Source organism: Psychroserpens mesophilus, assembly GCF_000826645.1.
GTDB classification, from domain to species: domain Bacteria; phylum Bacteroidota; class Bacteroidia; order Flavobacteriales; family Flavobacteriaceae; genus Psychroserpens; species Psychroserpens mesophilus.
In genome coordinates this window covers 19,724-34,674 of the sequence record NZ_JXJP01000021.1, presented here as the reverse complement: position 1 = coordinate 34,674, position 14,951 = coordinate 19,724, and the positions used below count along the sequence as shown (strand labels likewise).

Below are 14,951 nucleotides of genomic sequence, written 5' to 3'. Positions count from 1 at the left end.
AACTCAGATATTTTTATGCATGTTTCTTTTTCAGTAACATACGTTTAATTTCATTTAGCTTCATTAGAGCCTCAACTGGTGTCAAGGTATTAATATCTATATTGACAATTTCATCCTTAATTTGCTCTAAAAGAGGGTCATCAAGATTAAAAAAACTCAATTGCATATCATCGCCTAGCGTTTTAACCTTATCTGTTAATTCCTCACTTGAATGTGATTTTTCTAATTGCTTTAATATTTTATTTGCACGATGAATCACTTGCTGAGGCATGCCTGCCATTTTAGCAACGTGTATTCCGAAGCTATGCTCACTTCCGCCTTCAACCAGTTTTCTTAAAAACAATACATTGTCTTTTAATTCTTTTACAGATACGTTGAAATTCTTAATACGATCAAAGGTTTCAGACATTTCATTCAACTCATGATAATGTGTCGCAAATAAGGTTTTAGCCTTACTCGGATGCTCGTGTAAATATTCACTTATAGCCCAAGCAATTGAAATCCCATCATAAGTACTTGTTCCTCGTCCAATTTCATCCAATAGCACCAAACTTCTGTCTGAAATATTATTCAAAATAGAAGCCGTTTCATTCATTTCTACCATAAACGTAGATTCGCCCATCGAAATATTATCACTTGCACCTACTCTAGTAAAAATCTTATCGGTTAATCCAATCGTTGCTTTTTCCGCAGGAACAAAACTTCCCATTTGCGCTAATAATACAATTAAGGCTGTCTGACGTAAAATTGCAGACTTACCAGACATATTCGGACCAGTAATCATAATGATTTGTTGCTTTTCACGATCGAGATACACATCATTTGCTATATATGGCTCACCATGTGGCAACTGTTTTTCAATTACTGGATGTCTTCCATTTTTAATATCTAATTCGTAACCTTCTGTTAGAATTGGTCTTGCATAATTGTGTTCTGTAGCTAATTTAGAAAATCCACAAAGACAATCTAATTGTGCGATTAATGCCGAATTTTTCTGAACTGGCTTAATGAAGTGAATCATCCAATGAATCAATTCTGCAAACAACTGTTGCTCTATAGCCAAAATGCGCTCTTCAGCGCCTAAAATTTTAGTTTCGTACTCTTTAAGTTCTTCAGTAATGTAACGCTCTGCACTCACTAAAGTTTGCTTACGAATCCATTCTTCAGGGACTTTATCTTTATGTGTGTGACGTACTTCAATATAATAGCCAAACACATTATTAGAAGCAATTTTTAATGAGGTAATACCAGTACGTTCACTTTCGCGCTCCAACATTTTATCCAAATAGTCTTTTCCTGAAGCCGAAAGCTCTCTAAGTTCTTTTAATTCTAAAGAAAAATTTGAAGAAATCGTATGTCCTTTTAAAATATTAACTGGTGCCTCTTCATTTAAAGTTGCTTTGATGCGTTCACGAAGTTCTTCACAGGCATCCATTTGTTCTCCTAAATGTTGTAATGCTTTATTTTTTGACTGACCTGCTAGTACTTTTATTGGAACAATGGCTTCCAAAGCATTTTTAAGCTGAACAACTTCTCTCGGACAAATTTTAGCAGTAGCAACCTTTGAAATTAAGCGTTCAATATCTCCAATTTGCTTTAATTGCTGCTGAAAATTACTCAGTAACGTGGTATCTTTATTAAGAAACTCAACCACATCAAGACGTTGATTAATTGCTTCGATGTTAACTAACGGAAAGGCAAGCCATCGTTTTAGTAATCGTCCACCCATTGGTGAAATGGTTTTATCAATCACATCGACTAAAGTCACTGCATTTTGATTAGTCGATTGATACAACTCTAGATTTTTAATGGTAAAGCGATCCATCCAGACATGATCTCCTTTTATTAAGCGCTGAATGGATGCAATATGCTGTAATTTATGATGTTGCGTTTCACTTAAGTAATGCAAAATAGCACCTGAAGCCACAATGCCTTCATACAAATCTTCGATTCCAAAACCTTTTAATGATTTGGTATTAAAATGCTTGAGTAAGGTGTCGTTGGCATAATCATCTTGATACACCCAATCTTCTAAATAAAACGCGTGAAAATCATTTCCAAAAGCAGCATTGTATTTTAATTTACTGGGTTTAGACACCAGCACTTCACTAGGCTTAAAGTTTTGAAGTAATTTATCAATGTATTCTTCATTGCCCTGAGATATAAAAAATTCACCTGTTGACACATCTAAAAATGAAACGCCTACGGCATGTGAACCAAAATACACAGAAGCCAAAAAATTATTCGATTTTGAGTGTAAAATATCATCATTTAAAGCCACTCCTGGAGTGACCAGTTCGGTAACGCCTCGTTTCACAATGGTCTTGGTCTGTTTCGGATCTTCAAGTTGATCACAAATGGCAACACGACAACCAGCTTTGACTAATTTTGGTAAGTAGGTATTTAAAGAATGGTGAGGAAAACCAGCTAATTCGGTTTCTGTCTCACTACCTGCTCCTCTTTTCGTTAAAATGATATCTAATATTTTGGATGCTTTTACGGCATCACTTCCAAAGGTTTCATAAAAATCTCCAACTCTAAACAACAACAAGGCATCAGGATACTTTGCCTTGATAGCATTGTACTGTTTCATTAATGGTGTTTCCTTTTTTACTTTTTTAGCCAATGGTTTTATGTATTTTTGTGATCATTGTAAGACTGCTAAAGTACTTATATTTTAAAGTTTTATAAAACTCAATACCCATAAGTTATCTACAAAACGAGTAAGATTTTAACATGCGAAAACTAAAAAATAGTGAACTTGACCGATTAAACATAGACGAATTTAAATCGGCAAAAAAAACACCTCTCATTATTATTCTAGATAATATAAGAAGCCTAAACAATATTGGTTCGGTTTTTAGAACGAGCGATGCTTTTTTAGTTGATAAAATTTATCTCTGCGGAATTACAGCAACACCTCCTCATAATGACATTAGAAAAACCGCTTTAGGAAGCACTGAAACTGTTGACTGGGAATATGCAGAGAACACTGCTGAACTAGTCAAAAAATTACAAACGGAAGGCATAAAAGTCATCAGTATCGAACAGGCTGAAAACGCTACTTTACTTCACAACTTCACACCTCAACATAACTCAACTTATGCATTAGTTTTTGGTAACGAAGTAAAAGGTGTTACACAAGATGTTGTTGATGCTAGTGATGTAGTGATCGAAATTCCGCAATATGGCACTAAGCATTCTTTAAATATTTCGGTGAGTTGTGGTGTTGTGGTTTGGGATGTGTTTAGTAAAATGAGAACAAACAACTAAATTAGGAATTGTCATCCTGAACTTGATTATTCATAGGTCATTATTTCAAACTTTTGTATTCATGAATCTTCAATTTCAGGATCTCATATGAGTAGATTTCACATTACGTGCTAAATGACAAATTTTTAAAATTATTATGAAACAACCATGGCCAACAAAAGCTGCTATGACACAAATTTATGAGCAGCATCTTTGGGGCGGAAAATCATTTGATTTCTATTCAGGAGAAGGCTCTCATAATTCTGAAATTGCAATACCTTATATTGAAGCTGTTACTTCATTTTTAAAATCTCACAATAATAATTTGGTTGTTTGTGATTTGGGTTGTGGTGATTTTAATATTGGAAAACACCTCACAAAGCACTCTAAAACTTATATAGCAGTTGATATCGTAGATAACCTCATTAAACGAAACAAAACCAAATTTAAAGAAGACCATCTTGAGTTTCAATGTTTAGATATTGCAAAAGATAAGCTTCCGACTGCTGATTGCATCATTCTGAGACAAGTACTTCAGCATTTATCAAATACTGAAATTCAAAGTGTTATAAAAAAACTGAAACATTATAAATACATCATTTTAACCGAACATATTCCAAACGGAAGCTTCACACCTAATAACGATATAATTTCAGGACAAGGGATCAGGCTGAAGCACAACAGTGGTGTTGATATATTAAAATCGCCTTTTAACTTAAAAGTTAACAAAACATCTATATTAAACAAGGTTGTTTTAGCTGAAAACAAAGGTCAGATTGTAACGACACTCCATACATTATAAATTCTGATGAAAATATTGAATAAAATACATCTTAAACATAGTGTTATTCATAAGGAAGAATGACTGAAGAATCTTTCATAAACAAAAAGAATTCTCGGCAAGATCAAAATGACATCAACTCATTCTACTTGTTTAATCGGAATCCAGATCTCTTCTTTAATATTCTGAAGGTCTTTACTGTAATCTTCACTTAAAATTTCGAAGTGTGCTTTTTGATCGAGTTGATATCCTGAATTCGGCAACCACTCTTGAAAAATATAAGCTCGTTGTTTTGGGAGTTCTGAAACCGAACCTTTAAAACTAAACACAACAAATGTTCCAGATGAAATGACAAAGGAGTCCATACCTTTGGGAATATCACTCGTATTGTCAACTTCTATACCAATCCACTTGTCGAATTCTGAATTTGGATTAGCTGGCGTAAAATCCTTGCCATAATTTTGAATAGAAAAGACATGCTTACCAATTCTGGATAACACTTCATGTCGTCTGGGCATAAACACTTGTGCCAATTGCTTCGTGTTTTCATTAATATTCAAAACAGACGTTCTCGTTTTCATGCCTATAACGAATCGATCTTTAATGATTTCAATGCGATATTTCATCAGGTTTTACAAATCTCGTTAAGCAACCATAAATAATCCGTACGATTCAAAACAAAGTCTTTTTCAGAAATATCAATAATTTTAACATTGAGTTCACTTTGATTCTTCAAAAATTCGAGATATCCTGAATTAATTTTCTCTAAATACTCGCTGTCAATATTCTGTTCATAATCGCGACCACGTTTTTTAATGTTTTCTTGTAAACGTTGGGTATTTTGATAGAGGTACACATATAAATCTGGCTTGGCGATATCTTTATACATGAGGTAAAACAGCTTTCTGTAGAGTTTAAATTCATCTTCAGGCAAGGTGATTTTTGAAAAAATTAGCGATTTATAAATATCATAATCGCTCACCATAAAATCCTTAAACAAATCCAATTGTGATAAATCATCACTAATTTGCTGATAACGATCGGCAAGAAATGACATTTCTAAAGTGAAGGCATAGCGTTGTGGTTCTTCATAAAATTTTGGCAGAAAGGGATTGTCAGCAAAGCGTTCTAAAATGAGTTTAGCATTAAAATCGTACGCAATTTTATGAGCTAAACTTGTTTTTCCTGCGCCAATGTTTCCTTCGATGGCAATATAATTCTGATTGGAAAAATTAAACTGTTTTGAAGGGTTCTTAAGCCAGATTTTAATAGGTTCAATATCACTTTGATCCTCACATAATTCCAATAGTTCAGCAATAGATTGCTGCAAAACAGGATGTTTTAACTTGGAAGCAATATCGTGTAATGGATACAATACAAACTTCCGTTTATGCAATTCAGGATGTGGAATTTTTAAAAATTCTGAATCTATTCTGGCATCGTTAAAAAACAAGAGATCTAAATCAATCGTTCTGGCTTCATAAGTTTCAGAAGTAGTTCTAATGCGGCCTAATTTGGTTTCAATATCTAAAAGTTTGTCTAATACAATTTCCGCAGAATAATCTGTTTCAGCAAAAAGACAGGTGTTCAAAAAATCGTCACCTTCAAAGCCGAAAGCAGGCGTATTATATACCTTAGCAATAATATTCACCTTTCCTATATCCTTAAAAATCAAGTCAACAGCGTTCTGCAGATGCTTTAGTCTGTCGCCTTTATTACTCCCAAGAGCTATGTAAATGTGGTTAGGTGGATTCATAATGATTGCCAAAATAATGAAAAGAAAATCACTTTGACGTATATTTACAGCAAGTATTTATTCACAATTTATGACCCTAAAAGACAAACTCGCTGCGCAAAAAATCTATTTATTCTTAGCTGCTCTGTTTATAACGTCTTTAGTAGTTTCCAATCTTATATTTCAAAAGTTTTTTTACTGGTATCCATTTGATGTTGAAATTTTTGGTGCAAAGTTGTTCGAAATCTCTGTTGGCATATTACCCTATCCTCTTACGTTTTTAATCACTGACTTAATCAGTGAAATTTATGGAAAAAAGCGTGCCAACCAAGTGGTAGTAGCTGGAATTTTTGCTTCAGTATTTTCGTTATTAATCATATTAGTTTCAAGCAACATGCCTGCAACATCGTGGTCTTATGTTGATGATGAAACGTTTTCAAATGTATTTGGTAATTCGGCAATTGCTGTATTTGCAAGCATGATAACCTATTTATTTGCGCAATTTGTTGACATTCAAATTTATCATTTCTGGAAGCGCTTAACACAAGGGAAACACCTATGGCTACGGAATAATTTTTCTACCTGGTTTTCACAATTCGTCGACACACTAACCATCTTAACCTTATTGAGCTCTTTCGGCATTATTCCTTGGGAAAACTTCAAAGGATTACTCCTAAGCGGATTTTTATTTAAAGTTTTGGTAGCAGCTCTTGATACACCTTTTTTATACTTAGGTGTATATCTGTTTAGAAAACGCTTCAACTTAAAAATAAATGAAGAAATTGAACTCATCTAAACAGATAATAATCTTATGAAATGGGTTAAAGTTTTACTAAACTTTACCGTAGTTTGGTCTAAAGTGAATCTAGCATCGTATATATTTACACATTAATTACAACTGACACTGTTTTATGAAAAAAGCACTTAAAATTATAGGTATATCTTTACTTATTATAGTCTTCCTTTTATTAGCCATTCCTTTTGCCTTTCAGTCGCAAATTAAAGATATGGTGAAGCGTTTTATTAACGAAAATCTAAATGCTCAGGTCGAATTTAGTGATGTGAGCTTAAGTTTTATTAGAAGCTTTCCTCAGGCACATGTAGAAGTTGACGATTTAGTGATTACTAATTTTAAACCTTTTGAAGGTGAAACCTTTGCAACGGCAAAAAACATCGCCTTTACCATGTCGGTAAACGAACTGTTTAAATCCTCTAGTGATGAGCCAATCATTGTGAATTCCATTAATATTGATGAAGCCTTGTTAACCCTAAAAACTGATGCTTTGGGTAACAACAATTACGACATCACAAAGGAAAAAGAAAATACTGCAAACAATCCAGATGCAAATAATACCAGTTTTTCATTTGACATCGAAGATTATACCATCAATAACAGTGCAATTACCTATTTAGATGCAATTTCAAATACTGAATTGTACCTAACCGAATTCAATCATTCTGGTCACGGAACATTCTCTGCAGAAAATTCAGAGCTTGATACTGAAACGACTTCAAATATTAGCATGAGTATTGACAGCACTAAATACCTCAACAATAATAGTATAAAATTAGATGCCTTGATTGGTTTAGATTTGAACAATCAAAAATACACCTTCAAGGACAACAAAGGTTTCATCAATCAATTGCCTTTAGAATTTAAAGGCTATGTACAACTCATTGACGAAGGTCAGGATATTGATATTACATTTGAAAATACAGGATCATCATTTAAAGACTTTTTAGCGGTGATTCCTGAAGCCTATTCTAAAAACATTGAAGATGTTGAAACTACAGGAGATTTTAAAGTTAATGGTATTATAAAAGGAAAAATTACTGAAACGACCATCCCGACTTTAGATATTCATATCTCATCAAATAATGCGTCATTCAAATATCCTGATCTACCAAAACGTGTTAGCAACATCACGATTGATACAGCTATAAAAAACGAAACAGGATTAGCTGATGACACTTACATAGATATTAAAACACTCAATTTTAAAATTGACGATGATGTATTTAAAGCATCTGCAGTGATAAGGAATCTTACAAAAAATATGTTTGTTAATGCTGATATTGATGGCACACTCAACCTTGGAAATCTCACCAAAGCTTATCCAATAGATTTTGATAAAGAATTAAGCGGCATTTTAAAAGCAAAACTCAATACACAATTCGATATGAATGCTATTGAAACCAATGCATACAGTCGTATCAAGAATAATGGTTCAGCAAGTGTTACCGATTTTGTGTTTTCTTCGGAAGACATTGTAAATCCTATTCAAATAAGCAAAGCTGATGTGACTTTTAATCCTGGAAATGTAAAACTCAATAGTTTTGATGCCAGAACTGGAACAAGTGATTTTACGGCAACCGGAAGCATTCAAAACTTACTCGGATTTTTATTAAGCGACAAAAAACTACAAGGTAATTTTGATGTGAATTCTAACAATTTTGTAGTGAGTGATTTTATGGTTGAAGACACGTCTGCTTCAGAAGCTTCAAACAAAACAACTTCAAACTCTGAATCACTCAAAATTCCAGATTTCTTAGATTGTACCATTAATGCCAATGCTAAAAATGTGGTCTATGACAATCTTAACTTGAGTAACGTAAAAGGTACTCTATCAATTAGAGATCAAGAAGCCAATTTGCAAAACATGACCAGTAATCTTTTTGATGGCCTTTTGGCAATTACTGGAAAAATATCAACAAAAACAGATACACCAGTTTTTAATTTGAACTTAGGCGCTGACGGATTTGACATTGCTAAATCATTTAATGGTCTTGATTTACTACAAAACCTGGCTCCAATTGCCAAAGCCTTACAAGGAAAACTAAATACAACCATAAGTCTTCAGGGAACTTTAGACAATGAGTTTTCACCAAACCTGAGCACAATGACTGGTAATGCTTTTGCTGAATTATTAACAACTCAAATTGATCCAAAGCAAGGTTCTGTATTAAGTAAATTAGAAGGCGCACTTAGCTTTGTCGATTTTAGTAAGTTGGATTTAAAAGATCTAAAAGCCAATTTGGATTTTGCCAATGGAAACGTCAACGTTAAACCGTTTAATCTAAAATATAAAGATATTGGCATTCAGGTTTCAGGTTCTCACAGATTTGACAAAACTTTAGATTACAATGCTGTTTTTAACGTACCTGCTAAATATTTAGGAAGTGAAGTGAATCGATTAATTGGAAAAATAAATGATGCCGAAGTCAATACGATCACCATTCCTGTAACCGCAAACATTACTGGGAGTTATACAAGTCCGAATGTGAAAACCGATTTGTCAAGTGGTGTTTCTAATCTCACCAAACAACTTATTGAGATTGAAAAGCAGAAATACATCAACAAAGGAAAAGACCAGGTCAAAGATTTGATTGGCGGACTTTTAGGTAGTGATAAAACTGATACAGTTAAAGATTCAACAACAACTGTAAAAACAGATAGCACAAAAACTAAAGATCCAATCAAAGAAAGTGTGAAAGGTCTTCTTGGTAACATCTTAAAAGGAAAGACCAAAGAGAAAGATTCGACAAAAAACAATTGATTTGTAACGCTAAAAGTTAAAGAAATTGTAAAATACCATAGTTTTTAAGTAATTTTCATAAAGAATTGCCTTTTTATTTGCTTTTGTCAAATTAAAAGTTACATTATACTCTTGCGAACTTTTTAAAACACAACAGAATATATGAGGCAATTAAAGATTACTAAACAAGTTACCAACCGCGAATCTAAATCATTAGACAAATACCTACAAGACATCAGCAAATTACCAATGATTACTGCTGAGGAAGAAGTTGAACTCGCTCAACGAATAAGAGAAGGAGATCAAGCTGCTTTAGATAAGCTAACAACGGCTAACTTACGTTTTGTAGTTTCTGTTGCTAAACAATATCAAAATCAAGGACTTACACTTCCTGATTTAATAAATGAAGGTAACGCTGGATTAGTAAAAGCTGCAAAGCGTTTTGATGAAACCAGAGGATTTAAATTTATTTCTTATGCTGTTTGGTGGATTAGACAAGCAATTTTACAAGCTTTAGCAGAACAATCTCGAATAGTTAGATTACCTTTGAACAAAATTGGTTCAATTAATAAAATCAATAAAGCGTTTTCATTCTTAGAGCAATCGCATCAAAGAGCACCAAGTGCTGAAGAAATTGCCCAGGAATTAGACATGACAGTTTCAGAAGTGAAACAATCTTTGAAAAATTCTGGTCGCCATTTATCGATGGATGCACCTTTGAAAGAAGGAGAAACGTCAAGTTTATACGATGTTGTGAAATCTGGTGAATCACCAAATCCAGATCGTGATCTGATGAAAGAGTCTTTGAATGTTGAAATCAACAGAGCCTTAGACACACTTTCTCAAAAAGAAAGCGATGTGATACGCTTAAACTTTGGCTTAAGTAATGAGCCACCTATGACGCTTGATGAAATTGGAGTAACATTCGATTTAACGAGAGAACGGGTTAGACAAATACGTGAAAAAGGAATCAGACGCTTACGCCAAGATTCAAAAAGTAAAATATTAAAAACATATTTAGGATAAATTTATAAACATTAAAACAAGTAGATGATTAAGATATTAGTAAAAGAAGGAGAAAGTATCGAACGTGCTTTAAAGCGTTACAAAAGAAAACACCGTAACGTAAAGACGATGCAGAACATTCGTGAAAACCAATTTTTCACAAAACCTTCAGTAAAAAGAAGAAGAGAGATTCAAAAGGCTGGTTATATCCAAAACTTAAGAGACCAAGAGGATATTTAGTAGTTTTTTACCACAATAAACGAAGCATACTTTAGGTAAAGTATGCTTTTTTTTATGTTTGATTTTAAAAACAATACACAATCATGTCGAGATTAAGCTTCTTCTAATTTATCTGTAATTTTCAACTTGAGATATCGGACAATCTTCATAGAAATCTTTAAACGTCTTATCTGTTGTGTACTTATCTCTCAGTACTTTATAAACCATAATAATCACAAAAACTTGTCCTAAGCAAGTTAAATAGAACACCCAATTGAACGGCATGTCCATAGCAACAGCAATAGTCACTGTTATCAATAAAAATGTGGTCAAAGCCACGTAAAACATAGCAGGAATTTTCATAGTGTTTTTTATTTTCAAGATACTAAAAAACAACCATTTACATAGCTGAAAGATTTATAAAATTACGTTAATATTCAGGCAATTGTAAATTTGACTACCAAACCTTCATTACTTCTTATATTAAAAACGGTATCGTCTTCAAAAATGAGATACTGACCCTTAATCCCAACTAATTTACCAGTATATGTTTGTTGCTTTTCTATATTGAGACTTTTAGGCTTTTCAGGGTAGTTTAATACTGGAAAATCAATATTCGTTTCTGTATTTGAGGCAATGTAATACTCCTGTGCTTCATCAGGAATATACGATTTTAATCGCTCACGCCATTCCACCAGGTTTTCGTCTTCGACATCGTTCTTCAACATTTTTCGCCAATTGGTTTTATCGGCAACATGATCTTTAAGGGCAACTTCAGTAATTCCTGCGAGATATCTGTTTGGTACTTCCACTATTTCTATAGCTTCATGAGCACCTTGATCAATCCATCGCGTTGGCACCTGACTTTTTCTGGTCACACCCACTTTTACATTACTTGAATTGGCTAGATATACAATATGTGGCTGGAGTTGTACTTTTTTTTCATATTCTAAATCTCGATCTTCTTTACCGAGATGTGCTGTACTTAATTCTGGTCGCATGATCCAATCACCAGCCTGTGGAATATCAAAAAAATCGGCTTTACAAAACCCTTGTCGGTAAATAGGTTTATCTAAACCACACTTTAAACACTGGTATTTTACAAATTGTAAAGTGATGGTTTTTCCCAGTAACTGATTCATATTCAAGAAATCATTCTCAAGGATTAAATAATATTGAATAGGATGTGAAAACTCCGTTTCCATTTTTGTCAAAACACCTTGATAAAACATATAAAAAAAAGTATTATTTTTAAAAAATAAAGATACTATAAAAATGCCGATTCCTTTAGTCAATTCCATTGCATCATGGTTCTTAAAAAAACGGTTTCATCAAATTGAATTGTTTTTAAAGTATCCTAACGAAGTACAGAATGAGTTACTTTTTCAGCTGCTTTCAAAAGCAAAAGACACTGAAATTGGTAAGCAATATGACTTTAATTCCATAACAAGTTACCGAACATTTGCTGAGCGTATTCCTATTTCATCTTACGAAGAGTATCAAGACTTGATTGAGCGCTCTCGTAGAGGTGATAATAATATTTTTTGGCCTACACCTATCAAATGGTTCGCAAAATCTAGCGGAACCACAAATGCTAAAAGTAAATTTATTCCTGTAAGTGAAGAATCTTTAGAAGATTGTCATTATGCAGCAAGTAAAGATTTGCTCTGCATGTATCTTAATAATAACGAAGACTCTCAATTATTTACTGGCAAAGGATTACGCCTAGGTGGCAGTAAAGAATTATATAAAGAAAATGGAACTGTTTTTGGTGATTTGTCTGCAATTCTAATTGACAACATGCCTTTTTGGGCAGAGTTTAGTAGTACACCTAGTAATCGAGTTTCGCTAATGAGTGATTGGGAAACTAAAATGCAAGCCATTGTAGAAGAAACCATGAATGAAAATGTGACTAGTTTAGCTGGAGTGCCTTCGTGGATGCTGGTACTACTCAACAATGTTCTGGATGCTACAGGCAAAGACAATTTATTTGATATTTGGCCTAACCTTGAGGTCTATTTTCATGGTGGTGTAAGTTTTGTACCTTATGTAGATCAATATAAAGCCATCTTACCAAAGTCTAATTTCAAATATTATGAAATTTATAATGCGTCGGAAGGCTTTTTTGCCATTCAGGATGAAAATGACAGCAGTGAATTATTACTGATGCTAGACTATGGTATTTTCTATGAATTCATTCCAATGTCAACGTATGGCACATCTGATATTAAAGTAATCCCTCTGAGTGAAGTTGAAGTTGATGTAAACTACGCAGTGATTATAACCACTAATGCTGGACTTTGGCGTTATAAAATTGGAGATACCATTCGATTTACCTCTACAAATCCCTATCGAATTAAAGTGTCTGGCAGAACAAAACATCATATCAATGTATTTGGTGAAGAATTAATTATCGAAAATGCAGAAGATGCCTTACGTGAAGTTTGTAATACGACTCATGCAGAAATCGTTGACTATACAGCTGCTCCCATTTTTATGGAAGGTAAACAAAAGGGATCACACGAATGGCTTATTGAATTCAAAACACCTCCTGAGAACGTAAATGAGTTTAAACAACTTCTTGACACGACGCTTCAATCTTTGAATTCAGATTATGAAGCAAAACGTTTTAATAATATGACTCTAAATATGCCAAGTGTTCATATTGCTCGAGAACGTTTATTTTATGATTGGCTAAAACAGCATAACAAGTTAGGTGGTCAACATAAAATTCCACGATTATCCAACAATCGTGAATACATAGATGAACTACTTCAATTAAATACCAGCGAAACTTCAATTAGTTAAATCAATTTAGCTTGCACCTATCGATGAATGGAAACAGATTTCAAATTAATCCGACAAACAACATAGGAATTTTCCTCACAACGAGTATTTAATTCGGTTTGTCCAAAACTGAGGAAAGTGGTTTTTTATCTCAACTAATTGCCATTATATTTACAAAGTAATACAGAGAAATACATTCACAATTACTGGTTTTATCCCTTAAAAAACAACCTGTGAAATTTTATAAATATTGTTTAGCAATGTTAATTTTTAAATCCAAATAAATAAAAACCACTCCGAAAAGAGTGGTTTTATTTTTTTAACTAAGATTTAAATATTTATGAAACTGCTTTCAATTTCTTTAAAGTAGTTTTTTCAAGCTTGCCTTCCGCATAAGATTTCGTCACATTAAGTTTTTTATCCTCACCACTTGGCAATTCAAACATGGCATCTGTTAGAATTTCCTCACACAAGGAACGCAATCCTCTAGCTCCCAATTTATATTCAATCGCTTTCTCAACAATAAAATCTAAAGCACCATCGGTAATTGAAAATTCAATATCATCCATCTCAAACAACTTTTTGTATTGTTTGATAATGGCGTTTTTAGGTTCAGTTAATATAGCTCTTAATGTTTTAGCATCTAGAGGATCCATGTAAGTTAATACAGGAAGACGACCTATAATTTCAGGAATTAATCCAAAATCTTTTAAATCTTTAGGATTAATGTATTGCAATAAATTATCACCATCTAATGACTCTCCTTCATGTGCTGCTTTATAACCAATTGCAGCTAAATTAAGCCGTTTAGAGATTTTCTTTTCGATACCATCAAAAGCACCACCTGCAATAAATAAAATATTTTCTGTATCTACTTCAATAAACTTTTGATCTGGATGTTTTCGACCTCCTTTTGGTGGAACATTCACTGTAGTTCCTTCTAGTAATTTAAGTAAAGCTTGTTGTACGCCTTCTCCAGAAACGTCTCTGGTAATGGACGGATTGTCACTCTTACGAGCAATTTTATCAATTTCATCAATAAAAACAATTCCTCTTTCGGCCTTTTCTAAATTATAATCTGATGCTTGCAATAAACGTGTTAAAATACTTTCAACATCTTCTCCAACATAACCAGCTTCAGTAAGCACAGTTGCGTCCACTATTGCTAAAGGGACATTAAGCATTTTAGCCACAGTTTTTGCCATTAATGTTTTACCTGTGCCTGTTTGACCAACCATGATAATGTTACTTTTTTGTATTTCAATATCATCATCTGTAGAAGGTTGAAGCAAACGCTTATAGTGATTATACACTGCAACAGACATTACTTTTTTGGTGTATTCCTGACCGATAATATATTCGTCAAGAAAGTTTTTGATCTGTAATGGTTTTCTTAACATCAACTCAGATGATAATTCAGCATTATCAGACTGTTTAGATTCTTCTAAAACAATACCATGTGCTTGCTCGATACAGCGATCACAAATATGTGCATCTAATCCAGCTATTAATAAATTGGTTTCTGGCTTTTTCCTACCACAAAACGAACATTCTAATTCTTCCTTTGCCATTTTACTAGTTAAAATTGAAAAGTTAACATTGAAACGTTTTATTTAAACGCCTTCAATTCATACTT

Annotated in this window: 13 protein-coding genes; 7 read left to right on the top strand and 6 right to left on the bottom strand. The window is 33.2% G+C overall.

Going from position 1 to position 14,951, the window contains the following annotated elements:
* Positions 1–13: 13 nt before the first annotated feature.
* A complete protein-coding gene (gene mutS, locus TD18_RS14670) occupies positions 14–2,626 on the bottom strand; it encodes a DNA mismatch repair protein MutS (protein WP_040254117.1) in 2,613 nt (870 codons plus the stop codon).
* Between the two features lie 110 nt (positions 2,627–2,736).
* Here mutS and TD18_RS14665 point away from each other — a divergent pair, with 110 nt between their 5' ends.
* Together TD18_RS14665 and TD18_RS14660 are read left to right on the top strand one after the other, a co-directional pair.
* Entirely contained in the window at positions 2,737–3,273 is a 537-nt protein-coding gene (locus TD18_RS14665) for an RNA methyltransferase (protein WP_040254115.1), read from the top strand.
* A 136-nt stretch (positions 3,274–3,409) separates the two neighbouring features.
* The gene (locus TD18_RS14660; RefSeq protein WP_040254113.1) at positions 3,410–4,054 is read left to right on the top strand and encodes a class I SAM-dependent methyltransferase; all 645 of its coding nucleotides are present in this window, start codon (positions 3,410–3,412) and stop codon (positions 4,052–4,054) included.
* A gap of 119 nt (positions 4,055–4,173) precedes the next feature.
* Here the strand turns inward: TD18_RS14660 and TD18_RS14655 are convergent, their stop codons facing one another.
* Both TD18_RS14655 and folK read right to left on the bottom strand, forming a co-directional pair.
* Positions 4,174–4,659, bottom strand: a complete 486-nt coding sequence (locus TD18_RS14655; RefSeq protein ID WP_040254111.1) for a GyrI-like domain-containing protein — start codon at positions 4,657–4,659, stop codon at positions 4,174–4,176.
* The gene (gene folK, locus TD18_RS14650) at positions 4,659–5,789 is read right to left on the bottom strand and encodes a 2-amino-4-hydroxy-6-hydroxymethyldihydropteridine diphosphokinase (RefSeq protein WP_040254109.1); all 1,131 of its coding nucleotides are present in this window, start codon (positions 5,787–5,789) and stop codon (positions 4,659–4,661) included. The genes TD18_RS14655 and folK overlap by 1 nt, the downstream gene beginning before the upstream one ends.
* Positions 5,790–5,859: 70 nt before the next feature.
* Between folK and TD18_RS14645 the strand changes: the two genes are divergently transcribed.
* From TD18_RS14645 to rpsU, 4 genes are all read left to right on the top strand, one after another.
* The gene (locus TD18_RS14645; protein WP_040254107.1) at positions 5,860–6,564 is read left to right on the top strand and encodes a queuosine precursor transporter; all 705 of its coding nucleotides are present in this window, start codon (positions 5,860–5,862) and stop codon (positions 6,562–6,564) included.
* Between the two features lie 115 nt (positions 6,565–6,679).
* Positions 6,680–9,325, top strand: a complete 2,646-nt coding sequence (locus TD18_RS14640) for an AsmA family protein (RefSeq protein ID WP_040254105.1) — start codon at positions 6,680–6,682, stop codon at positions 9,323–9,325.
* 141 nt (positions 9,326–9,466) lie between these two features.
* Positions 9,467–10,330: a sigma-70 family RNA polymerase sigma factor gene (locus tag TD18_RS14635; protein WP_040254103.1), complete on the top strand. Its 864-nt coding sequence runs from the start codon at positions 9,467–9,469 to the stop codon at positions 10,328–10,330.
* A 24-nt stretch (positions 10,331–10,354) separates the two neighbouring features.
* Positions 10,355–10,549 (top strand): 30S ribosomal protein S21, encoded by a 195-nt coding sequence (gene rpsU / locus TD18_RS14630; RefSeq protein WP_033957818.1) that lies wholly within the window; start codon positions 10,355–10,357, stop codon positions 10,547–10,549.
* A gap of 108 nt (positions 10,550–10,657) precedes the next feature.
* On the opposite strand, the gene TD18_RS14625 is transcribed toward rpsU, so the two are convergent.
* A complete protein-coding gene (locus tag TD18_RS14625) occupies positions 10,658–10,891 on the bottom strand; it encodes a hypothetical protein (RefSeq protein ID WP_040254100.1) in 234 nt (77 codons plus the stop codon).
* Between the two features lie 74 nt (positions 10,892–10,965).
* Positions 10,966–11,760, bottom strand: a complete 795-nt coding sequence (locus tag TD18_RS14620) for a DUF2797 domain-containing protein (protein ID WP_040254176.1) — start codon at positions 11,758–11,760, stop codon at positions 10,966–10,968.
* Between the two features lie 43 nt (positions 11,761–11,803).
* On the opposite strand from TD18_RS14620, the gene TD18_RS14615 reads away from it, so the two are divergent.
* Positions 11,804–13,336: a GH3 auxin-responsive promoter family protein gene (locus tag TD18_RS14615; RefSeq protein ID WP_040254099.1), complete on the top strand. Its 1,533-nt coding sequence runs from the start codon at positions 11,804–11,806 to the stop codon at positions 13,334–13,336.
* A 317-nt stretch (positions 13,337–13,653) separates the two neighbouring features.
* Here TD18_RS14615 and clpX read toward each other — a convergent pair whose 3' ends face one another.
* Positions 13,654–14,886: an ATP-dependent Clp protease ATP-binding subunit ClpX gene (gene clpX / locus TD18_RS14610; RefSeq protein ID WP_040254098.1), complete on the bottom strand. Its 1,233-nt coding sequence runs from the start codon at positions 14,884–14,886 to the stop codon at positions 13,654–13,656.
* Between the last annotated feature and the right edge of the window lie 65 nt (positions 14,887–14,951).